Raw genomic sequence first — 24,217 nt, forward strand, 5'->3', positions numbered from 1 at the left:
ATGAGCTCCGATCTTTGGCAACGCTGCTGCGAACGTCTCGCGGCAGAGATGCCAGAACAGCAATTCAACACCTGGATCCGACCGCTGCCCGCCGGCGTCGTCTCGCATGCCGAGGCCGGCCAGGTGGTGTCCGTGCGGGTGCCGAACCGCTTCAAACTCGACTGGATCCGCAACCAGTACGCGCCCCGCATCGAGATGCTGCTGGCCGACCTTGCCGGCCAGCCGGTCAAGCTCGAACTGTCGCTGGCCCCCCGTGACGGTGCGCCGTCACGCCCGGCCGGCGGCACGGCCGACGCCGCGGTGTATGTCCATGCCACGGCCGCATCGCATGCACACGGCCACCACAACGGCATCGCGATCCATCACCCTCCCGCCCCCGCCACGGCGCCACCGCCACCCGTGGCAGCTGCCGCTGCGCAGCCGGCCGGCACGTCGGCCTGGTCGCGCAGCCGTTTGAACCCGAGCCTGACCTTCGACACCCTGGTGCCCGGGCGCGCCAACCAGATGGCGCGCACCGCCGCACTGCACGTCGCGGGGGCCCCCGGGCAGATGTACAACCCGTTGTTCATCTATGGCGGTGTCGGCCTGGGCAAGACCCATTTGATGAACGCGGTGGGCAATGCACTGCTGGCCGACAACCCGAATGCGCGCATCCTGTACCTGCACGCCGAGCAGTTCATCACCGACGTCGTCAAGAACTACCAGCGCAAGACCTTCGACGAGCTGAAGGCCAAATACCACCAACTCGACCTGCTGCTGATCGACGACGTGCAGTTTTTCGCCGGCAAGGAGCGCACGCAGGAAGAGTTCTTCAACGCCTTCGAGGCGTTGCTGGCCAAGCGGGCCCACATCATCATGACCAGCGACACCTATCCCAAGGGGCTGGCCGACATCGACGAGCGCCTCACCTCGCGCTTCGACTCGGGGCTGACGGTGGCCATCGAGCCGCCGGAGCTGGAGATGCGGGTCGCGATTCTGATCAAGAAAGCCGAAGCCGAGGCGACACAAATGCCCGAGGACGTGGCGTTTTTCGTCGCCAAGAACGTGCGGGCGAACGTGCGCGAGCTGGAAGGCGCGCTGCGCAAGATCCTGGCTTACTCGCGGTTTTCACACAAGGAAATCAACATCCAGCTGGCGCGCGACGCGCTCAAGGACTTGCTGTCGATCCAGAACCGGCAGATCTCGGTCGAGAACATCCAGAAGACGGTGGCCGATTTCTACAAGATCAAGGTCGCCGACATGTACTCGAAAAAGCGCCCCGCCAGCATCGCCCGGCCGCGCCAGATCGCGATGTACCTGGCCAAGGAGCTGACCCAGAAGAGCCTGCCTGAGATCGGCGAGCTGTTCGGCGGACGCGACCACACGACCGTGCTGCACGCGGTGCGCAAGATCGGCGGCGAGCGCACCAAGAACACCGAACTCAACCAGCAGCTGCACGTGCTGGAACAGACGCTGAAGGGTTGAGCGGTGCCGCGTGCCTCTGCAGCACCCCGGCCCTGCTGCCGCCCGATGACAAGCCTGGGGACAAGTTTCGAACAACACCCGGGTTGTCCACAGCGCGGCGGCGCCGGCCGAAGTTGTTGTGTTTTGCCACTCGCGCAATCGAGGGTTCGCTGCACAAGCTTGTCAGCCTGCTAAAGCCTTGACCGGACAAGACAAAATAGCGTTTTCCACAAAAACTCGGCCGACCTACTACGGCTACCACCCCAAGAGGTTCATATGATTGTGTTGAAAGCACCCCAGGAAAAAGTGCTCGGCGCCCTGCAAGCGGTCTCCGGCATCGTGGAGCGGCGTCACACCCTGCCCATCCTGGCCAACGTGCTGATCCGCAAGACTGGCAGCCAGGTGGAGTTCACCACCAGCGACCTCGAGATCCAGGTGCGTACCACCGCCGAGTTCGACGGCGATGCGGGCGACTTCAACACCTCGGTGGGTGCGCGCAAGCTGATCGACATCCTGAAGTCGCTGCCCGCCGACCAGACCATGTCGCTCAGCGCCAACCAGAACAAGCTGACGCTGCAGGGCGGCAAGAGCCGTTTCACGCTGCAGACGCTGCCGGCCGAAGACTTCCCGCTGGTGCAAGAGGCAGCCGACTTCGGCCCCGCCTTCGGCGTGCCCCAGAAGACGCTCAAAAGCCTGATCGGCCAGGTGCACTTCGCGATGGCGGTGCACGACATCCGCTACTACCTCAACGGCATCCTGTTCGTCGCCGAAGGCAAGCAGCTGACGCTGGTGGCCACCGACGGCCACCGCCTGGCGCTCGCCAGCGCCACGCTCGAGGTCGAGATGCCGCGCCAGGACGTGATCCTGCCGCGCAAGACCGTGCTCGAGCTGCAGCGCCTGCTGAAAGACGAAGACACGCCGATCGAGATGCGCTTTGCCGGCAACCAGGCCAAGTTCAGCTTCAGCGGCATGGAGTTCGTCACCAAGCTGGTCGAGGGCAAGTTCCCCGACTACAACCGCGTGATCCCCAAGAACCACAAGAACAGCGTGACGCTCGGCCGTGCGCCGCTGTTAGCCAGCCTGCAGCGCGCCGCCATCCTGACCAGCGAAAAGTTCAAGGGCGTGCGCCTGAACATCGAGCCGGGCACCTTGCGCATCGCCTCGAGCAATGCCGAGCAGGAAGAGGCCAAGGAAGAGCTCGAGATCGACTATGGCGGCGACACCATCGAGATCGGCTTCAACGTCACCTACCTGGTCGACGCGCTGGCCAACATGAGCCAGGACATGGTGCAGATCGACCTGCACGATGCCAACAGCTCTGCCCTGCTGACCATCCCCGAGCAGACCGGCTTCAAGTACGTGGTGATGCCCATGCGCATCTGACGACGACGACCCGCGGCCCACCGCCCGGCGTCGCGCCGGGTGCTGGGGCCCGCCGAACGACGCGCACCCCGATGGGCGCGCGCGTGAGCGGCACGAGGGCTCCCCGCCCCCTTCCCGCTTCAGCGTTTCCATAGGGCAACGGCGCTAACCCCGCCCTGCCCCGACCGAGAGAATCGAGACCCTTCATGAGCGACGACCAAGCCAAGGACCCCAACGCACAACCTGCCAATGCCGCGCCGGCACCCGCCGCGCCCGACACCGGTTACGGCGAGGCCAGCATCCAGATCCTCGAAGGCTTGGAGGCGGTGCGCAAACGCCCCGGCATGTACATCGGCGACACGTCCGACGGCACCGGTTTGCACCACCTGGTGTTCGAAGTGGTCGACAACTCGATCGACGAAGCGCTGGCCGGCCACTGCGACGACATCGTCGTGACCATCCACACCGACAACTCGATCAGCGTCATCGACAACGGCCGCGGCATCCCCACCGGCGTCAAGATGGACGACAAGCACGAGCCCAAGCGCAGTGCCGCCGAGATCGCGTTGACCGAGCTGCACGCCGGCGGCAAGTTCAACCAGAACAGCTACAAGGTGTCGGGCGGCTTGCACGGTGTGGGCGTCAGCTGCGTCAACGCGTTGAGCAAGTGGCTGCGGCTGACGGTGCGCCGCGAAGGCAAGGTGCACCTGCTCGAATTCCGCAAGGGCATTCCGCAAGACCGCGTGCTCGAGCAGCGCAACGGCTTTGAGGTCAGCCCGATGAAGATCGTCGGCGAAACCGAAAAGCGCGGCACCGAGGTGCACTTCCTGCCCGACGAGACCATCTTCACCAACATCGACTTCCATTACGACGTGCTGGCCAAGCGCCTGCGCGAGCTGAGCTTCTTGAACAACGGCGTCAAGATCCGGCTGGTCGACGAGCGCAATGCGAAGGAAGACAACTTCGCCTTCGCCGGTGGCGTCAAGGGTTTCGTCGACTTCATCAACCAGGGCAAGAAGGTGTTGCACCCCAACGTCTTCCACGCCATGGGCGAGAAGATGAGCGAGCACAACACCAACGTCGGTGTCGAAGTGGCGATGCAATGGAATGACGGCTACAGCGAGAACGTGCTGTGCTTCACCAACAACATCCCTCAGCGCGATGGCGGCACCCACTTGACCGGTTTGCGTGCGGCGATGACGCGGGTCATCAACAAATACATCGAAGACAACGAGCTGGCCAAGAAGGCCAAGGTCGAGGTCAGCGGCGACGACATGCGCGAAGGCCTGGCCTGTGTGGTGAGCGTCAAGGTGCCCGAGCCCAAGTTCAGCAGCCAGACCAAGGACAAACTGGTGTCGAGCGAGGTGCGTGCACCGGTCGAAGACATCGTGAGCCGCTTGCTGACCGACTGGCTGCTCGAAAACCCGACCGACGCCAAGATCATCTGTGGCAAGATCATCGAAGCGGCACGCGCGCGTGAAGCCGCCCGCAAGGCCCGCGAGATGACCCGCCGCAAGGGCGTGCTCGACGGCCTGGGCCTGCCCGGCAAGCTGGCCGACTGCCAGGAGAAAGACCCGGCGCTGTGCGAGATCTACATCGTCGAGGGCGACTCCGCCGGCGGCTCCGCCAAGCAGGGCCGCGACCGCAAGTTCCAGGCGATCCTGCCGCTGCGCGGCAAGATCCTGAACGTGGAGAAGGCGCGCTACGAGAAGCTGCTGAGCAGCAATGAAATCCTGACGCTGATCACCGCGTTGGGCACCGGCATCGGCAAGACCGGCGCGGGCAATGGCAGCGACGACTTCAACCCCGACAAGCTGCGCTACCACCGCATCATCATCATGACCGATGCGGACGTCGACGGTGCGCACATCCGCACGCTGCTGCTGACCTTCTTCTACCGCCAGATGCCCGAGCTGGTCGAGCGCGGCCACATCTACATCGCGCAGCCGCCGCTCTACAAGGTCAAGCAGGGCAAGCAAGAGCAGTATCTGAAGGACGCGCACGAGCTGGACGCGTTCATGCTGAAGGTGGCGTTGAACGACGCTGCCCTGCACACCGGCACCGGCGACACGGTGCTCAAGGGCGAGGCCTTTGAGCAGCTGGCCCGCCAGTACGTGCTGGCCGAGAACGTGATCGACCGGCTGGGCAACTGGATGGACGCCGAGGCGCTACGCGTGCTGGCGAGCGGCACCGAGATCAACCTCGACACGCTGGAGCAGGCCGAAGCGTCGGCGATCGCGCTCAAGGGTGCGTTGCATGGCGCTGAGGTGGCGGCCGAGTTCGACTCGCGCATGGACAAGCACATCCTGCGCATCAGCCGCAAGCACCACGGCAACGTGAAGAGCAGCATCATCAATGCCGACTTCGTGCATGGCGCCGACTATGAAGTGCTGAGCACCGCGGGCAAGACCTTCAAGGGGCTGCTGGGCACCGACGCCGTGATCAGAAAGGGCGAAGGCGAGAAGCAGAAGGAACAGAAGGTCAAGGACTTCCGCGAAGCGATGCAGTGGTTGATGACGCAGGCAGAAGGCAGCGTCGGGCGCCAGCGCTACAAGGGGCTGGGGGAGATGAACCCTGGGCAGCTGTGGGAGACCACGATGGACCCGACCGTGCGGCGCTTGCTGCGCGTGCAGATTGAAGACGCGATCGAGGCCGATCGGGTGTTCACGATGCTGATGGGGGATGAGGTGGAGCCGCGGCGGGTGTTTATTGAGAGTAATGCGTTGAGGGCGGCGAATATTGACGTGTGACGCGTGTTGTAGATAACCGCAAAGCCTGAGAAACGGGGCCCGATCAGCTGAGCGACTGATCGGGCTCTGATTTTTTCTAATGGCCGTAAATCAGGCTGAGCGACCAGCGCTACGAACCCACCGGTCGCTTCGAACCGTGAAACAAGCCAGACCAGCATGCTCGACGCCTAGGTCGACGCGGGCTGAACAGCCTTCTGGTCCAGCACATCTCCAACCGGGTGCAGCGCTGGAGCACAGCGCCAACCCCGTTTTCATCCACCGCCTCGGTGACGAAAACAGCAGCGATGCTGGCACATCGGAAGATGCTCGGTTCCCCGTCCCCGGGCTTTCATCGAAGAAGCGAAGTGACGATCGATGCGATCGAGACCGTGATGAGTGCAATGCTGAAAGCCACATCACGCACTGTCAGTCTTCGCTGCATGCGTCTCCAAGCTTCGAGCTTGATCTCGGGCGGGTCACGACGAAAGTACTTGAACTGATCCGGATCTTGCGGGAGCTTCATCATCTGCATCACCTTCGCCATACGCATGCTCGAGTGACCAGAGATGAGCCGCCGCTTTGGCTTGCAGCGCGCGAAGCTGGTCAATCTGTTCTTGAATACGACCCTCTGTTTCCAAAGCCTCGGCTGCTGCCGCTTGCTCTTCGCTTGACGGGAGCTGAACTGGCAGTGCCAGCAGTTCACGTAGCTGGATCAGCGGTGTCGTGCTTCCTGCGACGATGCCACGCAACTGAAGCTGCCCCATGGGCGAGCGGAGCAGCAGAAAGAGCGCCCTTGGGTCGACAGAGCGCGGATCGCTGACGCGAAGAACAATCCCCGACTGGCCGGCGATCCAGCCGCCCGGGCCGGGGTTAGGCACCTTGGTAGGCACGATTCCCACTTTGCCGACGCTGCCCTTCACAATCAAAACGATGTCGAGCGGCTGCAAAAACAACGGAGCAGCCGACGCGAGGGTGCCGCCGTCAATGGAGATCCTGCGTTCTGCTCCGGAGATATATCCGTGTTCAGGAAGGTCGGCCGCTCCAATCTCATACAGAGTCGTGGGTTGCGCAGAAGCCGGAACATCTTTGCGGGTGGTCGCCGGCAGCGGCCGGACAGTGCGGACGAGCTGGCCCAATGTCACGGGCCGCCCGGGTGAGGGTCGTGGACCCAACAGGTTTGCTGCCTTGCGGGCCGTCACGTAGCGATTGACTTGCAGCGTGGCGTCGTTGTCGATGACGTCGGCTTGGGGGACTGTTGCAACGCACGGGTCTGAGGGTTCCTGCGCAGACGTCGCAAGCTCCGCCAGATCCCCAGGATCGCAAAGCTGCCACCGGGTTTTGGAGGTAGGAGTGCAGAACCTTGATCCGTCAACCTCCAAGAATCGAACTCGGTGGTGCCCGCCGTTGGGATCGAGGATCAATAGCGCGGTTGCGACAGCCGTGGATTCGAGCAGGCCCTTGGGAAACGCGATAACCGCCTCGACCATCCCTCGCTTGAGGAGGTCGTAGCGAAGAGCCGCTTCAGCGCCTGTATTCGACAGCAAACTGTTAGGCACGAGCACCACGACTCGTCTTTTCGCCTGAGCCAGCAAATGACGAATTGCGAGGATGGAGCCGGAAGTCGTGCTCTCCGCGAATCGGTTCCAACGGCCATCGTAGGACACCTCCCTCTCATAGCGAAGTCCCACCGGCGGGAAGCTGAGAGCGACATCGAACTTGATCAGTGAGCCGTTCGCGATCTGGGAGGGTGCAAGGATGGGATCAGCGTAGTGAACCGGCGAGGAGGCCCCGGCCAGCAGCTGAAAGAGCCGCGGGATGCTCGAGTGAATCGGTGTCTCAATAGAAGCGACTGCCCCGACCGCGTGGGCGGCGATCGCCAGTTGCGCGTAAAAGTCCCACGGTGTGTAGACAGAGTCGTTCGGTGCGAGCCGGCCGAGCTGGACCATGAGTGATACCAACCGGCTTGGGATTGCCAACGGCGCGCCGCGATCACTTCGAAGCAGATCGCCCACCGACAGCTTGTCGAGTTCCCCGGCGACAGCCAACTCGTACGCTAAAGCGACGAGTGTCAGCACCACTGTGCCGTCCATTCCTTGCAGCTTGGCAAGGTCGCTGAGAAGACCGTCGTGTTGCTCTTTCGTGGCGCTGAGCAGCGTGTCCTGAAGAACAGACAGGCCTCCGTCTACGATCCGCTGCATCGCGCAGGCCTCTGAAAGCCTGCCGCTCACCGAGAGCTTTGCCCACCCAAAAAGCGCCATGCCGACGACGAACGCGTCCAAGTCGGACAGTGCGTTGGCGCGCAGGAGCCTGATGACGTTCAAGGGACGGTTGTCTTGCATGGCCTAGCTCAAGTGGCATAAGAAGTATTGACTACTTCGAAACAAACGTCAATTCGACCGAGGACGGGCGCTGAAAGGTGGCGATGCACTCGTTGGCCGCATTAACGGCAGGACCGCACGCGAGCGCAACGAACGACGGTCACGGCTGGCAGGGGCGCGATGCAGCACTCAAGCGCGGCCAGTCCGACCAACCCTGATGGACACTCTGGTATTTCTCGTCATATGATGCCCATCATGAAGTCCGAAGACCGCCCGTCCCGCAAGGAGCTCACCCACGAGCGCATCGTGCGCACGGCCGCCCGCATCATCCGGGCCAGCGGCTACCACGGCACCGGCGTGGCGGACATCATGAAGGCGGCCGGCCTCACGCACGGCGGCTTCTACGCGCACTTCCCTTCCCGCGACGCGCTCCTGGCCGAAGCGTCCGACCAGGCCGGCGCCGAGGGTGTCGCCAGCCTGACCCAGGCTGCCGCGCGGGCTCCGGCCGGCGAAGGCCTGCAGGCTTTGCTCGACGCCTATCTGTCCGACGCCCATCTGCAGCAACCCGAGCGGGGATGCCCGGTGGCGGCACTCGGTTCGGAAATGCCTCGCCAATCGCCCGAGGTGCGCGCCGCCGCAACACGCCGCATCAAGGAGCTGGTCGACCTGATCGAACGCCTGCGGCCCGATTGGGGACAGCCCGGCGCGCACGACGCGGCGCTGGCCACGCTCAGCGCCATGCTCGGTGCGCTGCTCGTGGCCCGTGCCGTCGACGACCCTCGGTTGGCGGACGCTGTGCGCCACGCCACCCGCGAACACCTGCTGCAGCACCTCGGTTAGGTTCACCCGATGGCCTCGCCCTGTTCTGTTTCGCATACCAATATGATGCTCGTCATACAGACGCTCGGCGAATCGACGGCATCACCGGCCCGACGCCGGCCACGGGCGCCGGCCAGCGCACCCGCCGCCAGGCCAGCCGCCCCGCTCGCGGTGGTCATACGCCGCCCTTCCCCACCCATTCACCTCACGGCTCACACAGGGGTCCTCGCATGAACCAACCCATCGCTGCCGCCACCGGCACCGTCGCCGCCACACGCTCCCCGCCCGACGCAAGCCCCTGGCCGGTCTTCGGCATCGCGGCGGTGGCCGTCTTGCTCGTCTCGGTCGACAGCACGGTGCTGTTTGCCGCCTTCAGTGCCCTGCGTCGTGCCTTCCACGGCACCGACGCGTCCGACCTCTCCTGGGTCATCAATGCCTACACGGTGGTCTACGCAGCCCTGCTGGTGCCGGCCGGGCGGCTAGCAGACCGCCACGGTCGACGGCGGATGTTCCGGCTCGGCCTGGCGCTGTTTCTGGTCGCGTCACTGGCTTGCGGTGCCGCTGGCTCCGTGCCCCTGCTGGTGGCAGCGCGGGTGTTGCAGGCGATGGGCGCCGCGCTGCTCACGCCGGCCTCGCTGGCCCTGGTGCTCGCCGCGTTCGGGCCGCAACGGCGCGCGGTGGCAGTCAGCCTGTGGGGCGCGGTCGGCGGCCTTGCCGCGGCCCTTGGCCCGAGCCTCGGGTCCTTCGTCGTCGACACGCTCGGCTGGTCCTGGGCCTTCTACCTCAACCTGCTGCCAGGCGGCTGGGCCTTGTGGCGCAGCGGCCGCTTAGCGGAATCGCGCGACCCCGATCGAGGTGCGCCGGCCGACCTGCCCGGCATCGTGATGCTGATCGTTGCCGTCGGGGCGCCGGCCTATGGCGTGGTGCAGTCGGAGTCGCACGGCTGGAGCCACACCTCGGTGCTGTTGCCGCTCGCCTGTGGTGCCGTGGCCCTGGCGCTGTTCATCGCCTGGGCGCGAGGCCGGCCGCATCCGGCGGTCGATCTGTCGCTGTTCCAGCACCGCACCTACCGCTACGTCAACCTGGCCACCTTCACCTTCGGCATGGCCTTCGCGTTGATGTTCTTCGGTTTCTTCTTTTTCATGACGCACGTCTGGCACTACAGCCTGCCGCTCGCCGGGCTGGCCGTGACGCCGGGCCCCTTGCTGGTGGTGCCGGTCGCGATGCTGGGCGGGCGGCTGGCGGCACGCCACGGGCACCGGCCCCTGCTGGTCGGCGGCAGCCTGCTCTATGCCGCCGGCGGCACTTGGTTCTACCTGAGAGCCGGCGCCACGCCTGACTACCTCTACACCTGGCTGCCCGGCCTCTTGATGACCGGCACCGCCGTGGGTCTGGTGCTGCCGTCGCTCAGTGGCGCCGCCGTGGCACGCCTGCCTCCGGCCCGCTTCGGTGTCGGCAGTGCGGTCAACCAGGCGGTACGCCAAATGGGCTCGGTGCTGGGCGTCGCGCTCACCGTCGTGCTGGTCGGCCACGGGGCGCCGTCGCTGGCTGACTTCGAGCCGCTGTACGCCGCTCATGTCCTGCTAGCACTCACCACCGCCTTGTTGTGCTTGCCCGTGGACACCCGACCGCAAGTGGCGACACTACCGTCGCCACCCAGGGCGCCGCAGGAGGTCTGAGCTTCCGCCGCGCCAACCCTGATAGATCACGCGGGAATCCCTCGTTCGCGGGGACCAGGCATGCCAATGCATCCCTAGCATCGCCGTTCCTCGAAAAGCCAAGGAGGTTCCGCCATGCAACCTCTTTCCCGCCTGATCGGCTCACCGGCCATCGCCGTCCTCCTCGGGGTCCTGGCGGCCTGCGGCGGCGGCGACCCGCCGCCAGCACCCCGGCCCGAGCCCCGCCCCACTCCCGGCCCGACCTTTGCCGCCGAGATCCGGCGCACCGCCTTCGGCATTCCCCATATCCTCGCCCGCGATGAGGCCGGCTTGGGCTATGGGGTGGGCCATGCCTATGCACAGGACAACCTGTGCGTGGTGGCCGAGAAGTTCATGAGCCTGCGTGGTGAGCGATCGCGCCATTACGGGCCCGGCGAACCCGACGCTGCCGCACCGGAGGGCGCCCACCTCGCCAGCGACTACGCCCATCGCTTGATCGGCGACGATGCGAGCGTGCAGGCGTACCAGCGGGCACAGACCCCGGAAGTGCAAGCCCTGCACGCCGGCTGGGTCGCCGGCTACAACCGCTACCTGCGCGACACCCCCCGGCTGAAGCTGCCCGACGCGTGCCGCGATGCGGCCTGGCTGCGTCCCATCGAGCCCGCCGATCTGGCCCGGCTGATGCGCTACTACACGACGCTGATGGGCCTGTCCGGTTGGGCCGTGGCCCTCTCAGCCGCGCAACCGCCCGCCCCGCAATCCAGCCTGCCTGTGGCCGGCCCGCCAGCGACGGTGAATCGCCGCGAACGCGCCTTGATGCGCCTGACACAACGCCGCGCCCCCGCCAGCAATTCGATCGCCTTCGGCCGCGACACCTCCGCCAACGGCCGCGGCCTGTTGCTCGGCAACCCCCACTTTCCCTGGACAGGCGTTGAACGCCTGTACCAACTGCACCTCACTCTGCCGGGCAAGCTCGACGTGATGGGTGCGTCGCTGCCCGGCATGGCGGTGGTCGGCCTTGGCTTCACGCACGAGTTCGCCTGGAGCCATACCGCCAGCAAAGCCGCCCATGCAACCTTCTACCAACTCGAGCTCGACCCCGCCGACCCGACCCGCTATGTGGTCGACGGCATCAGCAAGCCGATGGCACGACGCCGCCTCACGCTCGACGTGCTCGGCCCCGATGGCCGATTGAGGCCGCAATCGCGCGTCTTCTACAGCACCGAATTCGGCCCGGTGGTTGTCAGCCCCGACCTGTTCGAATGGACTCCCACCACCGCCTACGCCTTGCGCGACACCAACGCCCACAACCATTGGATGGTGGCCCAATGGCATGCATTGAACCGCGCCGCCTCGCTGGCGGAGGTCAAGGCCGCGCACCAATCGCTGGTGGGCAACCCGTGGAACAACACGCTCGCGGCAGACCGCCACGGCCGCACACTGTTCCTCGACGTGTCGCCAGTGCCCCAGCTCTCGGCTGCCAAGGTGAGCCGCTGCCAGTTGGCCAGCCATGCCGACATGGCCGTCTACGGCTTGTGGGTCTTGAGCGGCAACCGCAGCGACTGCCACTGGGACGACGTGCCCGGCGCCGTCCATCCCGGCACGGTGCCCGGCCCGCAGCTGCCAGTGCTCGAGCGCGACGACTATGTGCACAACGCCAACAACAGCGCCTGGATGACCCAGCCCGCCGCACCGCTCACCGGCTACTCGCCGGTGGTGAGCCTGCAGGACGTCCCGCTCGGCCGCCGCACCCGGATGGGATTGCGGCAGATCGAAGACCGGCTCTCCGGACGCGATGGCCTGCCTGGCCGACGCGTCTCGCTGCAGCAGCTGCAAGACTTCGTGATGGGCAACCGGGTCCACCTCGCCGATCTGGTGCTCGACGATCTGCTCGCCTTGTGCCGCCCCGGCCACCCCTTGCACGACGATGCCGACAGTCCCTGCCCCGCGCTGTGTGCCTGGGACCGCACCGCCAACCTCGACGCGGGCATCGGCTACGGCTACCTGGAAGCCCTGCTGCCCTATCTCGACGAGCACCCCGAGGTCTGGCGCGTGCCCTTCGACCCGCGCGACCCGGTCTACACGCCGCGGGGGCTGGACCTGCGCACGCCCCTCGTCGAGGCCGGCCTGGTGGCGGCGCTGCGGGCCGCGGTGCAATCGGTCCATGCGAGCGGCTGGCAACCCGGTATGCGCTGGGGTGAAGTGCAGGGTGTCACGCGCGGCCGCGAGCGCATCCCCATCCACGGGGGCGACGAAGGCCTGGGCGTGTACAACTCGGTCTACAGCACACCCTCGGGCCCGGGACAGCGGGAGGTGTACGACGGCACCAGTTATGTCCAGGCGGTGGCCTTCGACGCTGACGGGCCGCATGCCGAGGCCTTGCTCAGCTACTCGCAGTCGACCGACCCCGCGTCACCGCACTTCGCCGACCAGACGCGACGCTTCAGCCGCAAGGCGTGGCTGCGATTGCCGTTCACGGAAGCCGAGATCCGCGCTGACCCGGGTTACCGCCGACTGCGCATCGAAGAGTAGTGGGCCTGCGACCGGCGCGGCCGCGCAGCTCCCCCTCCGCGCTGCCGCCCTCAGCCGCGCGGGAAAACCGGCAGCTCGTCGAGTTGCACATGGCCCAGACAAGCCGCGCTGTGCGCCGCAGCAGGCCCCTGACGCTCGACCTCGTGCGCGAATTGCACCGCCGGGTCGTCGGCCAGGCGTTGCGCCCACTGCGCGATGTGCGGGTACTCGACCGCCAAGTCGAAAAACCGATGGAAGTCCGCCCAGCGGACGACGCCGCAGGCATACGCGTCGGCCACCGTGCGCTGCGCACCGAGCAGCCACGGGCCTGCACCGATGCGCCCGTTCAAGACCTCGAAGCACTTGCGCACCTTGCCCTGTCCTATGTCTTGCAGTAGCCGGAGCTGCTCCGGCGTCAGGTCCTGCAAGTCATAAGCCGCCCACAGCGGGCCGAAGGCCGAGAAGACATCGGTGTGGAGAAACGCCAGCATCTGGTTGAGCCGGTCGAACTCGCGCGTGCCTTGTGCGAAGCCGAGGCCCCGGTCCAGGCCTTGGGCCGCGAGGTGCAGCAGGATGCCCATGCTCTGGCTTAGTGCTTCGCCGTCGGGCAGCAGCAGCGCCGGTGTCTGCAGCATCGGGTTGATGTGGCGATACAGCGGCGGCCAAGGGTGTTCGAGCATCTCGATGCGGCACAAACGATAGGGCTGCTGCAGCCACTCCAGCGCCACGATCGAGCCGAACGAACAGCCTTGCGGCACGCCATAAAAAAGAACCGGGTCCATGCGATGTGCTCCTTGCGTTAGACAACCGCGCAACGGCATCAGCAGGCCCGCGCGGCGAGCAGCACCATAAGCAGCTCATAGGGTAGATTCCGCCCTATTGAACCCACCACATCTGTAACGCTCGATGTCCAAGCCTGCCACCCGCGTGTTGGCGCTCCTGGAGCTGCTGCAAACGCACCGGCGCATGTCGGGCAACGAGTTGGCCCGGCGCCTGGGTGTGGACGGGCGCACCTTGCGGCGTTATGTGTCGATGCTGGAAGACCTCGGCGTTCCGGTCAGCGCCGAGCGCGGCCGCTACGGCGGCTACGGGCTGGCGCCGGGGTTCAAGATGCCGCCGCTGATGTTCACACCCGAAGAGACGCTGGCCCTCTCACTGGGGCTGGCCGCCGCCCGCCGTCTCGGCCTCGACCGCGTTGCGCCGGCCCTCGAGAGCGTGCAAGCCAAGCTCGAGCGTGCCATGCCGGCCCCGCTCAAGACCCGCTTGCGCGGCTTGAGCGAAGGCGCCACGGTCGATATTCCCCCCGCCCGCCTGCCCGCCGACCCTGCGTTGCTCGACACCTTGGCCGACACCATCGCGTCACACCGCCGGGTCCTGATCGACTACCGCACCGCGCAAGGTGAGGTCAGCGCACGCCGCGTCGACCCCTATGGCCTGGTGTTCCGCCAGGGCCAGTGGTACATGAGCGGCTGGTGCCACCTGCGCCAAGAGCTGCGCTCATTCCGGCTCGACCGCGTGCTGCAGCTGCAGGCGTTGACCGAAGCTTTCGAGCCCCCGGCCCCGTTCGATGCAGCCGCCCACCTGACCCACAGCATCGCCACCCTGCCGCGGGCCATGCCGGTCCGGGTGCTGCTGCACACCGACCTGGGAGATGCCTGCGACGGCCTGGGTGCTCACCTCGGCCTGCTGGTGCCGCAGCCCGACGGTGTGATGCTGCACGGCCACACCGACAGCCTGACCTGGTTTGCCCGCCAACTGGCCCGATTGCGTTGCCCGTTCGAGGTGCAAGACCCCCCCGGCCTGCGCGACGCGTTGCGCGAACATGCCGAGCGGCTGCTGCGGCAGTTGGGCCCTGCGCACCCGCCTTCGGCCTCATCCAAGCCGCCGAGGCCCTCGCCGCTTGCGACGGCCCGCCGCCGCACCGGCTCGACCGTGCCCCGCTGAAGCACCCGCGACGCGCAAGGCGCCGAGGGCGCCCGTGTGTGCACGGCGCTCAATCGCTGCGCCGCCGGCGTTGTTCCAAAAAGAACCTCACCATCTCGGCGCTGGCATCCGGGCCACGGGCATCGGTATAAGACCCTCGGGCGCTGCCCCCAGACCAAGCATGCCCTGCGCCATGCACCAGCCAATGCTCGGCCACCACCTGCCCGTCGGTGGCCCGGTGGATGCGGCGTGTACACGTGCGACCGCCGGCGGCCGCCACGGTCTGCGGTTCGACGCGGGTGTCGACGCCGACGCTCGCGGCAATCACCTGTTCGGCATTGCGGGGGTGCACCGTGGTGTCGGCATCTCCATGGAACACGATGGTCGGCATGCGACTGGCCCTGCCTGGCATCTGACCGTTGCCACCGCTGCGCATGGCAGCCAGTGCCGACGGCAAATCCGTCGCGCTGCCGGCGGCCAGCCCCGAGTGCACACCCACCGCGGCAAACAGCTCGGGGTAGGCAGCGCCGAGGATCGCGGCCATCGCGCCACCGGCGGACAGGCCGGCCACATAGACCCGCTCGGAATCGATGCTGTGCTCGCGCATCACGCGCCGCACCATGCCGGCGATCAAGGCCGCCTCGCCACGGTCGCGCTGCTGGTGGTGGTGCTTGAACCAGTTCCAGCAGCGCTGCGGATTGGCCTGTGCCGACTGGGCGGGATACAGCACGAAAAAGCCCTGTGCCGATGCGGCCTCGTTCATCGCCGTGCCAGTCGCGAAGTCGTCCGGGCTCTGTGTGCAACCGTGCAGCATCACCACCAGCGGTCGCGGCTGCGGGCCGGCAACAGGCGGAATGAACAGCTTGTAGTCGCGCTGCCCGGCCGCGGGGTCCGCATGGCTGCCGCTGATGAAACGTCCGCCCGCCGCACTGCCCTCCTTTGCGCGCGTGGCACCGTCCGTGGGCGGCGTCGACGCTGGGGCCCGGCGCCACAGGCTTTCGGCCCAGCGCATCGTCTCGGCCCGACCCGAAGGCGGGGGCATGGACGTGACGTCGGCAGGCGCACCTTCGACCGCGTCGACCACCTCACGTGCTTCGACGTCGATCACCTGGTCGGCAAACACCCGCGCCGCACCCTGCCGCGCGGCCGCCGGGGCCGCACCGGCAGGGGGGCGCTGGCCGAGGGCGGCCTGCAGCGCAGCGGTGGCGCCCTGCAGGTCGCCGGCTTGCGTGAGGCGCGTCGCCTCCTTCATCCAGTGTTGGAAGTCGGGGTGCATCGTGGTGCGCTTTCGGTGGGAAGGTGTAAGACCTGGCCGGCCGCCGCGATCAGCGGATGCGCGCGGCCAGGGCGGCCTTGACTTCGGGGCTCGCGTGCAGGGCACCGAGCACCGTCAGGGAGTCGATCGTGGCAAGGGCCAGTTCGGGCGTGACGTCGGAGCCGATCGAAGCGAGACCGAGCACGCGGATCTGCAGCGTCTCGCCTGCCGCCTGCACCGCCCGCAGATCGGCCGCGCTGTAGTGCTGGATGCCCAGCACCAGCGTCTTGCGCGCCACCACCTGGTGGACCGCCTCACGGTGGAGCGCCAGCTGGTTGCGGATCGCCGTGCGGATCAGGTCGGTGCGGTTGGCATAAAAGCCTTCCTGCACCAGCAGGTCGATCTGCCCAAGGTCGACATACCCCAGGTTGATCGTGATTTTTTCGTCCGCAGGCTTGGCCGAGGTCGAGGGAGAGGCAGGTCGGGCTGGCATGGCTCCATCCTAACACCATCCACTTGGATGGCAAAAGGAATGCAAAAAAGTGAGGGAAACTGGCCCGCGTCGCCAGTCGCCATGCCCGGCTGTGGCCACCTTGCAAAGCTTGACCGCCCACCGCATTCCAGAGGATGGACCGCCTGCCGCACCCCTCACCCTCCTGCCCGGCGCTGCGATGCGTCACGCCTCTATCCGCCAGTTGCACAACCCACCCGCCTCCACCGGCACGCTCGCACCTTCACCTTTGAAGGAGCCCCCCGGATGCCGATGACGTTCACCCCTCGACGACTGCTGCCGCGCGTTGCCACCCGCCCGCGGCGTGACGCCGCCGCATCACTTCACGAGCCGCTGCTGATCTCCTACCTGACGCTGCGCAAGCTCGTTGGGGGCCTCGGCATGCTGCTGCCGGTGATGCTGGCGCTGGGGGGTTGGTGGGTGGAGCGACCGCTCCACGTCGAGCCCTCGCTCAGTGCCTACTATCACACCCCGCTGCGCGACGTTTTCGTCGGCACGATGTTCGCGATCGGTGTGTTCCTGTCCGCGTATCGAGGTCACGACCAGCGCGACAGCCGGGCCGGCACCAGCGCCTGCGTCGGGGCCGTCGGCCTCGCGTTGTTCCCGACCGCACCGTTGGTGCCCGAGTCGCGCACCGCCGTTGTCGTGGGCCATGTGCACCTCGGCTTCGCCTCGGTGTTCTTCCTCTCGCTGGCCTATTTTTCGCTGTGCCTGTTCACCGAGAGCGCGCGCACCCAGGCGCCGACGCTCGAGAAGCAGCGGCGCAACCGCGTCTACCGTGGCTGCGGCCTGGTGATGCTGGCCGCCCTCGGCTTGATCATCGGGTACCAGGCCTTGCCCGACACCGCCAAGCTCGCGATGGAGTCCCATTCGCCGGTGTTCTGGCTCGAGTCGACGGCCATCATGGCCTTCGGTGTGTCCTGGTTCACCAAGGGTGAAGGCCTGGCGCTGTTGAAGGACAAGCGCCCTGGCCAGGCGGCGAACTGACACGCTCTCGTGCGAGGCACGTCGGTCACGATGGATGGAATGCGTACCTGGAATCGGTGCTACAGCAGGAAAAGGTGGTGACCCCGGTGTCACGCAACACCGAGGTACGCGGGTGCGACTCGGTCAACTCGCGACCGCACGCCTGACCGCGTCGAGCAGGGTTTCCGGTGTGACCGGCTTCTGCAGCACCACATAGCCCTGTTCGGTGGCCGCGGCCATGTCGGTGCTGTAGCCGGTGGCGAGCAGCACGGGCAGTTGCAGCCGCTGCTGCTCGATCCACTGCGCGAGCGCCACACCACTGACGTCACCGGGCATCACCAGGTCGCTCAGCACGAGGTCCACCTTGGCCGCGCCGCCCGCTTGCAGGTAAGCCCGCGCCTGTTCGCCGCTGGTGACATGCAGCACCTCGCAACCCGCGGCCTGCAGCAACTCTCGCGTGGCGGCGCCGACGTCAGCGTTGTCTTCCACGACGAGCACGCGTGCCGCCAACCGTGCCGCGGCCGTGCCCGGTATCGAGGGTGGGTGCGCGAGGGTTTCGTCGGTGGCTGGCAGCACCAGCGTGATGGTGGTCGACACGCCAGGCTCGCTCGCGATGTCGAGCTGGCCACCGGCTTGTGTCGCGAAACCATAGACCTGGCTCAGGCCGAGACCGGTCCCGCGGCCCGGTCCCTTGGTGGTGAAGAACGGCTCCAGCACGCGCGACAACAGTTCAGGCGGAATGCCATGGCCGGTGTCCGAGACCTCGAGGCGTATCGACTCGACACTCCCGTCCGGTGCTGGCGGCAGCCGGTCCACCGTGATCGTCAAACACCCGCCGTCCGGCATCGCATCGCGAGCGTTGACGGCCAGGTTGATGAGGGCCAGTTCCAGCTCCGACCGGTCGACCTTGACCGAAGGCGTGTCGGGTGCCACCTGTAGCCGCACCTCGATCTGCCCCCCCAGCGTCGCCTGCAATACCTGCAGCAGTTCGGGCAGCTCCTGCTGCAGACACAGCGGCTCGGGCCGGATCGCCTGCCGGCGCGAGAAGGCCAGCAGTTGGCGCGTCAGGCGCGCACCGGTGTCGGTCGCCCTGGCGATGGCGGCCAGCTGGGGACTGTCGGCGCAGGCCGGAGACAAACACCGGTGCAGGTAGACATTGTTCGACACCACTGCCAGCAGGTTGTTGAAGTCATGCGCCACGCCACCCGTCAACTGGCCCATGGCCTCGAGCTTCTGGCTCTGGCGCAAGGCCTCTTCGGCCTGTTGCAGCGCGCGGGCCTGGGCTTTCTGGGCCGTGATGTCACGACCATAGGCATACACCAGATCCCCCTCGGCCGCGGTGTACCAGGACAGCCAGCGCGGCGTGCCATCGCAGTGGCGATAGCGGTTCTCGAAGTTGCTGAGGTCGCCGCGGGTCATCGCCGACGCCAGCGCCGCCTGCGTGCGCACCGCATCGTCGGGCCAAACGAAGTCGAGAAAACTCCGGCCCACCACCTCGTCGGCTGCATGCCCCAGCAACACGGTCCAGGCAGGATTGACCGCACGGAAAATGCCATGGGCATCGACGACCACCAACAGGTCGCGCGAATTGCGCCAAACACGATCGCGCTCGGCAGTGCGCTCGGCCACCTGTTGCTCGAGCGACGCTGTCAGCGCCAGCAGGTCTTTCTCGGCGCGGCGCCTTGCGACCGCACTGCGCGTGCGGTCCGCCACCTCGCGTATGAATGCCAATTCCTCCGGGGCCCACCAGCGTGGCGTCGCATCGTGCAGGTACAGCACCCCGACCACCCCTCGGTGCTCGCTGATCGGCATGCCGACCACGGTCCGCGCGGGCAATACGGCGGCGGGGGCCTGCGTCTGGGCGTCTTGCGGCGCGTCGGTCCAGACCACGGTCTCGCCATGCTTCAGAGCGTCGACGTCCACACCTTGCTCGGGCAGCGGCAGCACCGCGCCTGCCTCGGGTGTGCCCGGCAGGTGCCAGTCGCGTTCGATCAGTAGCTTGTCGCCGGCGGCATCGAGCACGCCGTAGCCGGCCCGGCTCACCGCCAGCGCCCGCCCGAGCAATTCGGCCGCCGCATAGGACAGGTCGGCCGGGTCATCGAGTTCGCGCAAACGGTCGCCGAGCTGCACCAGCAGCGCCTGACGGCGTTCGTTGGCCGCCAGTTCGACCTGCGCACGGTGCACCTCGGTGACGTCGTGGCCCTCGACGAAGATGCCGGTCACCTCGCCCGCATCATCGAGGACGGGCTCGTAGATGAAGTTGAGATACCGCTCGTCCGGCGTGGCTTGACCGGGCATGTGGAACCGCACCGGCACCTGCACGGCGCCATATCGCTGCCCGCTGGCGTAGACCTGGTCGAGCAATTCGAAAAAGCCCTGCTCGGCCACGTCGGGGAACGCCTCACGCACGCTGCGGCCGATCAGGTCGCGGGAGCCCGCCAGGCGGACATAGGCCTGGTTGACGAACTCGAAGACATGTTGCGGCCCCTGCAGGATCGCAATGAAGCCGGGCGCCTGCTCGAACATGCGGCGCTGGCGCGCTTGCGCGGCGGCCTGGCGCCGGTCGGCCAGCACCTGGTCGGTGGTTTCGATGCACACGCCGAACAGGCCGGCCACGCGGTCCTGCTCGTCGCGTGCGGGCGTGTAGGAGAAGGCGAAGTGCGATTCCTCGGGCCAGCCACGGCGATCCAGCATCAGGCTGATGTCGTCCATGTGCACCGGCTCGCCGCCGAAAACACGGTCGAACAGCGGCTTCAAATCGTCGCGGGCCTCGCCCCAGACGTCGAGCGCCGCCTGTCCCAGCGCGCGCGGGTGCTTGAGCCCGAGGATGGGCACAAAGGCGTCGTTGTACAGCCAGGTCTGCCCGCTGCCCCAGGCCATGAACATCGGCTGCCGCGACGCGAGCATCAAGCCGACCAGCGTCTTCAGTGACTGCGGCCAGCCTGACGGCGTACCCAGCGGCGTCGATGCCCAGTCGTGCTGCCGTATCAAGGCTGCCATGTGCCCCTCGCCGCGCAGGAACGGCGGCAGGTTGTCGGCCTCCGTCGGGAACGGTGCCGGCGGCGGGCCTGCGATCGATGAGGCGTCGTGAAGCAAGGGGCAACTCGTTCTGGGTGTGCGGGCAGTGTAGCAATCGACACGGCCCGGCGGCCGGTTCATACCGCCATCCGGCGCCGTCGGCACTCACCAACATCGATCGCCGGATGCGTCAAGTGATAAAGCTGTGAACAACATTCGAACAAGGCCCTGGTTGTCCACAGGCGCCGGCCGATTGCTGAAGTTGTTGTCGGTTCGCGTTGGTGTAACCGGGGGGCGGCTTCACACGGTTGTCATGGTGCTAAGCACTTGAAGCCGTTCACGAAAACATGCTTGTCCACAATTCTTAGCCACCTCTACTACGGCTACCACGCTAAGAATTTGAATTCACTGTGTAGAACGCGACCCGTTTCACGGTGCGATCCGTCTCTGTTTTGTGCGGCCCCTGTCAGCCTTGGCACCGTGACCTCACGATGCCGCTGTCCCGGCGCAACAACTTCCGCGGCAACCTCAGGCGCTCTGCCACCGCTTCGCGATCGGATCGCCGTCGAAATCATTGAAGGCAAGCTGAGCAAAAAGAATGTGGGCGTTTGCTTTTGCAAACATTCCTCCCTCGTTTGAGGTGCAGCGCAAAGCCCCGGCTGTTGCTAGCATCACCGCCGATCACAAAGGGTCGATGGCGGCGATGCTCAAGGGTTCGACCGGCCAGAGCCGGGAACACGCCGGCTGATCGCACGGCAGGCCCGGCGAACGGCGAGAAACACAAACAAACAATCTGGGGGCACGAGCCCCGTCGGGGGGTTGCATGTCCTCTAGCGCTTTCACGTCGCTGGCCACCGGTGTGGCCGGCGGCTTCGATTTCCTCAAGTTCTTTCGGCAGGACACGCGGCTGTTGACGCTCGAAACTGCGCTCGACCACTGTGTCCTGGTGCCCGAGCGGGCGCGCGTGCGTGAAGCGGTCAACCAACCCTTCGAGCTGGAGATCGACGCCTTGTCGACCTCCGCCTACCTCGACCCGGCCGCGCTGGTCGGCGAACAGATCAGCCTGCGGCTGCAATGCGGTGACGGGCGCTACCGTCCCTGGCATGGTTTCGTGCTGCAGGCCGCGCGCATCGGCTCCGACGGTGGCGCTGCCCGGTATCGCTTCACGATGGGCCCCTGGCTCAGCTTTCTGGGCCTGCGCCGCGACAGCTTCTGCTTCCAGGACAAGACCGCACTGCAGATCGTCGAAGAGGTCTTCAAGGACTACCTCCAGGCGCATTACCGCCTGGAGGTGAGCGAGGCGCTGCGCGTGCGCAGCCTGTGCATCCAATACCGAGAGAGCGACCTCGACTTCGTGACACGGTTGTTGGCCGAAGAAGGTTTGAGCTATCACTTCGAGCACCTGGATGCCGACGCGGCACGGCAGGCTGCCGAACAAGGCCACGCCCGGCACGTGATGGTCATCACCGACCGTGCTGCCGAGCGATCGCAACTGGGCCACATCCGCTACACGCGCGCCGATGTCAACACGGTGGGCGATGCCATTTCGAGCTTTGCCGCCCATCGCCGCCTGCAGACCAACGCGATCACCGTCGGCAGCTGGAACTACAAACAGCTGGCCGGGACCACCGCCAGCGACAGCTCACACCTGCCGCAAGGCGACGTCGGCTCACTCGAGCACTACGATGGCAGCGGCGCCTACCGCTACGAAAACGCCGAGCACGCCGCCCGATCGGCTGCGCTGCGGCTGGCGTGGCACGAGCTGCAGCTCAAGCAGTTCGAGGGCCAGGGCGCGATGCGGCGGCTGCACGCGGGCCACCGCTTCCATCTGATCGACCACCCCTTGTACGGTGCCAACACGTCGGCGCTGAACTACAGCGGCCAGCTGACCGCGAGCCGGCAACGGCCTGACAACGAGTTCACGCTGCTGGCGGTCGAGCATGAAGCTGTCAACAACCTCGGGGCCGAGGTGGCGCGCTGGCTCGGCCAGCCCGAACTGGAACGCGGCGGTTATCGCAACCGCTTCGATGCGGTGCCGGCGGCGGCGCCGGTGGTGCCGCTGTTCGTGCGCAAGCCCACGGCCCCTGGCGCTCAGACGGCGCTGGTGGTGGGCCTGCAGGGCGAGCCGCTCACCACCGAGCGCGACCTGCGCGTGAAGGTGCAGTTCCACTGGCAGCGGGGCCAGCGCCCCAACCCGGGCGGCCTGTCTCACGAGAGTGTCGGTGACACCGAGGGCAATGCACCGGGCAACGAACAAGCCGGCACCTGGGTGCGGGTCGCGATGCCGAGCGCCGGCGCCAACCATGGCGCGGTGTTCGTGCCGCGCCACGGCACCGAGGTGCTGGTGGAATTCCTCGAAGGCGACATCGACCGCCCGGTCATCGTCGGCCAGCTCTACAACGGGCAGGACCTGCCGCCCTACAGCGCCGGTGTCGATTCGGGTGTCAACCATCCCGGCGTCATCAGCGGCCTCTACACCCATGCGCTGGACGGACAGGGGCACAACAGCTGGGTCGTCGACGACGCCACCGGCCAGCTCCGCATGCGCTTTCTGTGCAGCTACGCGATGAGCGAGTTGGGCCTGGGCCATTTGATCCAGCAGAGCCCGCACGGCGCGCAGCGCGGCGCCTGGCGGGGCTCGGGTTTTGAACTCGCGACGCAAGGCTGGGCCAGCGTGCGTGCCGCCGAGGGCTTGTTCATCAGCACCAGCGCGCGGCCGCAACAAGGCGCGGGCGTGGCCAGCACGCAGATGGACGCTGCCGAGGCGGTGGGTCAATTGAAGGCTGCCCACGACCTGGGCAAGCGCCTGAGCGAGTCGGCCGGCCAACAGCAGGCGCTGAAGCTGGCCAGCCACGAGCCCGACCAGGCGTTCGAGAAATTCCTGAAGCTGCTCGACGTGCAACAGGATGGGCACCACGAGGGCACCGTCAACGGCCAAACCGCCCGTAAGGCGCAGCCGGGCTCACGCGAATTGGGCGATCCGGTGGAGCGGTTCGCCGAACCCGTGATCGTGATGGACACGCCCAGCACCGCTGCTTTCGTGACGCCGGCCACCTTGGCGCAGTTCACCGGGCAGGACTTGAGCATCGTCGTGCAGGGTGACGTGCAGCAGACCGCAGGCCACACCTACAGCAGCGTGAGCGGCGAGACGACCAGCGTGTTCACGCACGAGGGGGGCATCCAGGCGATTGCGGCCAACGGGCCCGTGTCGCTGCGCGCGCACACCGACACGCTGCAAATCCTGGCCGATCAGGACGTCACGGTGATTTCGGTCAACGACGAGATCCGCATCCAGGCCAACAGCAAGATCGAGATGGTGGCGGGGCAGAGCCGCATCACGCTCGAGGGTGGCGACATCACGTATGCGTGCCCGGGGAACTTCACGGTGAAGAGTGGTGGGCACCATTGGGAGGGGCCGGGGAGTGGGCAACCCGTCTTGCCGCACTTGCCGAGCGATCTGAGCCAACTCAAGCCCAACGAGTTGGCGTTGGAATACTTCCACGCGGATGGTGAGCCGGTCCAGGGCGCACCTTTCGAGGTGACGTTCGCGGACGGCTCGAAGCGTAAGGGTGTGCTCGATGCATCCGGCAAAGCTCTGCTCACCGGTGTGCCGGCTGGCTACGCACAGGTGAAGTACGGCGAAGACGCTCGCAAGGCGCCTGAAGGCGACGGCGTGCCCAACCCGCTGTTCGGGCAGATGTGAA

At 66.6% G+C, this 24,217-nt stretch carries 14 protein-coding genes; 9 read left to right on the forward strand and 5 right to left on the reverse strand.

Annotated elements, in window-relative coordinates; all coding sequences use genetic code 11:
* The 3 genes from dnaA to gyrB all read left to right on the forward strand — a co-directional run bounded on the left by dnaA (nt 1) and on the right by gyrB (nt 5,555).
* On the forward strand, nt 1–1,464 hold the full coding sequence (dnaA, locus tag AAW51_RS00005; RefSeq protein ID WP_047192979.1) for a chromosomal replication initiator protein DnaA: 1,464 nt from the start codon (nt 1–3) through the stop codon (nt 1,462–1,464).
* A gap of 255 nt (nt 1,465–1,719) precedes the next feature.
* Nucleotides 1,720–2,826 carry a DNA polymerase III subunit beta gene (gene dnaN / locus AAW51_RS00010; protein WP_047192980.1) on the forward strand — a complete coding sequence of 369 codons (1,107 nt, stop codon included), beginning with the start codon at nt 1,720–1,722 and terminating at the stop codon, nt 2,824–2,826.
* Between the two features lie 185 nt (nt 2,827–3,011).
* Nucleotides 3,012–5,555 carry a DNA topoisomerase (ATP-hydrolyzing) subunit B gene (gyrB, locus tag AAW51_RS00015; protein ID WP_047192981.1) on the forward strand — a complete coding sequence of 848 codons (2,544 nt, stop codon included), beginning with the start codon at nt 3,012–3,014 and terminating at the stop codon, nt 5,553–5,555.
* A 455-nt stretch (nt 5,556–6,010) separates the two neighbouring features.
* Here gyrB and AAW51_RS00020 read toward each other — a convergent pair whose 3' ends face one another.
* Nucleotides 6,011–7,873, reverse strand: a complete 1,863-nt coding sequence (locus AAW51_RS00020; RefSeq protein ID WP_047192982.1) for an N-6 DNA methylase — start codon at nt 7,871–7,873, stop codon at nt 6,011–6,013.
* A 222-nt stretch (nt 7,874–8,095) separates the two neighbouring features.
* Between AAW51_RS00020 and AAW51_RS00025 the strand changes: the two genes are divergently transcribed.
* The 3 genes from AAW51_RS00025 to AAW51_RS00035 all read left to right on the forward strand — a co-directional run bounded on the left by AAW51_RS00025 (nt 8,096) and on the right by AAW51_RS00035 (nt 12,861).
* Nucleotides 8,096–8,692, forward strand: a complete 597-nt coding sequence (locus tag AAW51_RS00025; protein WP_047192983.1) for a TetR/AcrR family transcriptional regulator — start codon at nt 8,096–8,098, stop codon at nt 8,690–8,692.
* Between the two features lie 209 nt (nt 8,693–8,901).
* Nucleotides 8,902–10,350 (forward strand): MFS transporter, encoded by a 1,449-nt coding sequence (locus AAW51_RS00030; RefSeq protein ID WP_047192984.1) that lies wholly within the window; start codon nt 8,902–8,904, stop codon nt 10,348–10,350.
* A gap of 114 nt (nt 10,351–10,464) precedes the next feature.
* On the forward strand, nt 10,465–12,861 hold the full coding sequence (locus AAW51_RS00035; protein ID WP_053013204.1) for a penicillin acylase family protein: 2,397 nt from the start codon (nt 10,465–10,467) through the stop codon (nt 12,859–12,861).
* A 50-nt stretch (nt 12,862–12,911) separates the two neighbouring features.
* Here the strand turns inward: AAW51_RS00035 and AAW51_RS00040 are convergent, their stop codons facing one another.
* Nucleotides 12,912–13,622, reverse strand: coding sequence for a glutathione S-transferase family protein (locus tag AAW51_RS00040; protein WP_047192985.1), 711 nt, complete (start codon nt 13,620–13,622; stop codon nt 12,912–12,914).
* A gap of 124 nt (nt 13,623–13,746) precedes the next feature.
* Here AAW51_RS00040 and AAW51_RS00045 point away from each other — a divergent pair, with 124 nt between their 5' ends.
* Nucleotides 13,747–14,784, forward strand: a complete 1,038-nt coding sequence (locus AAW51_RS00045) for a helix-turn-helix transcriptional regulator (RefSeq protein WP_083437953.1) — start codon at nt 13,747–13,749, stop codon at nt 14,782–14,784.
* 49 nt (nt 14,785–14,833) lie between these two features.
* On the opposite strand, the gene AAW51_RS00050 is transcribed toward AAW51_RS00045, so the two are convergent.
* Complete coding sequence (locus AAW51_RS00050; protein WP_047192986.1) at nt 14,834–16,039, reverse strand: extracellular catalytic domain type 1 short-chain-length polyhydroxyalkanoate depolymerase; 1,206 nt, start codon at nt 16,037–16,039, stop codon at nt 14,834–14,836.
* A 49-nt stretch (nt 16,040–16,088) separates the two neighbouring features.
* Nucleotides 16,089–16,511, reverse strand: coding sequence for a CopG family transcriptional regulator (locus tag AAW51_RS00055; RefSeq protein ID WP_047192987.1), 423 nt, complete (start codon nt 16,509–16,511; stop codon nt 16,089–16,091).
* 264 nt (nt 16,512–16,775) lie between these two features.
* Here AAW51_RS00055 and AAW51_RS00060 point away from each other — a divergent pair, with 264 nt between their 5' ends.
* Nucleotides 16,776–17,516 carry a hypothetical protein gene (locus tag AAW51_RS00060; protein ID WP_053013205.1) on the forward strand — a complete coding sequence of 247 codons (741 nt, stop codon included), beginning with the start codon at nt 16,776–16,778 and terminating at the stop codon, nt 17,514–17,516.
* Nucleotides 17,517–17,639: 123 nt separating this feature from the next.
* On the opposite strand, the gene AAW51_RS00065 is transcribed toward AAW51_RS00060, so the two are convergent.
* The gene (locus tag AAW51_RS00065) at nt 17,640–20,591 is read right to left on the reverse strand and encodes a PAS domain-containing protein (protein WP_053013206.1); all 2,952 of its coding nucleotides are present in this window, start codon (nt 20,589–20,591) and stop codon (nt 17,640–17,642) included.
* Between the two features lie 745 nt (nt 20,592–21,336).
* Here AAW51_RS00065 and tssI point away from each other — a divergent pair.
* Entirely contained in the window at nt 21,337–24,216 is a 2,880-nt protein-coding gene (gene tssI / locus AAW51_RS00070) for a type VI secretion system Vgr family protein (protein ID WP_053013207.1), read from the forward strand.
* The last annotated feature ends 1 nt before the right edge of the window (nt 24,217 follow it).

Origin of the sequence: Caldimonas brevitalea (assembly GCF_001017435.1) — a bacterium.
GTDB lineage: Bacteria > Pseudomonadota > Gammaproteobacteria > Burkholderiales > Burkholderiaceae_C > Caldimonas > Caldimonas brevitalea.

Bases quoted from the DNA above. Each gene is read 5' to 3' on its own strand.
- dnaA (WP_047192979.1), top strand. From the start codon at position 1: ATGAGCTCCGATCTTTGGCAACGCTGCTGCGAACGTCTCGCGGCAGAG.
- dnaN (WP_047192980.1), top strand. From the start codon at position 1,720: ATGATTGTGTTGAAAGCACCCCAGGAAAAAGTGCTCGGCGCCCTGCAA.
- gyrB (WP_047192981.1), top strand. From the start codon at position 3,012: ATGAGCGACGACCAAGCCAAGGACCCCAACGCACAACCTGCCAATGCC.
- AAW51_RS00020 (WP_047192982.1), bottom strand. From the start codon at position 7,873: ATGCAAGACAACCGTCCCTTGAACGTCATCAGGCTCCTGCGCGCCAAC.
- AAW51_RS00025 (WP_047192983.1), top strand. From the start codon at position 8,096: ATGATGCCCATCATGAAGTCCGAAGACCGCCCGTCCCGCAAGGAGCTC.
- AAW51_RS00030 (WP_047192984.1), top strand. From the start codon at position 8,902: ATGAACCAACCCATCGCTGCCGCCACCGGCACCGTCGCCGCCACACGC.
- AAW51_RS00035 (WP_053013204.1), top strand. From the start codon at position 10,465: ATGCAACCTCTTTCCCGCCTGATCGGCTCACCGGCCATCGCCGTCCTC.
- AAW51_RS00040 (WP_047192985.1), bottom strand. From the start codon at position 13,622: ATGGACCCGGTTCTTTTTTATGGCGTGCCGCAAGGCTGTTCGTTCGGC.
- AAW51_RS00045 (WP_083437953.1), top strand. From the start codon at position 13,747: ATGTCCAAGCCTGCCACCCGCGTGTTGGCGCTCCTGGAGCTGCTGCAA.
- AAW51_RS00050 (WP_047192986.1), bottom strand. From the start codon at position 16,039: ATGCACCCCGACTTCCAACACTGGATGAAGGAGGCGACGCGCCTCACG.
- AAW51_RS00055 (WP_047192987.1), bottom strand. From the start codon at position 16,511: ATGCCAGCCCGACCTGCCTCTCCCTCGACCTCGGCCAAGCCTGCGGAC.
- AAW51_RS00060 (WP_053013205.1), top strand. From the start codon at position 16,776: ATGCCGATGACGTTCACCCCTCGACGACTGCTGCCGCGCGTTGCCACC.
- tssI (WP_053013207.1), top strand. From the start codon at position 21,337: ATGTCCTCTAGCGCTTTCACGTCGCTGGCCACCGGTGTGGCCGGCGGC.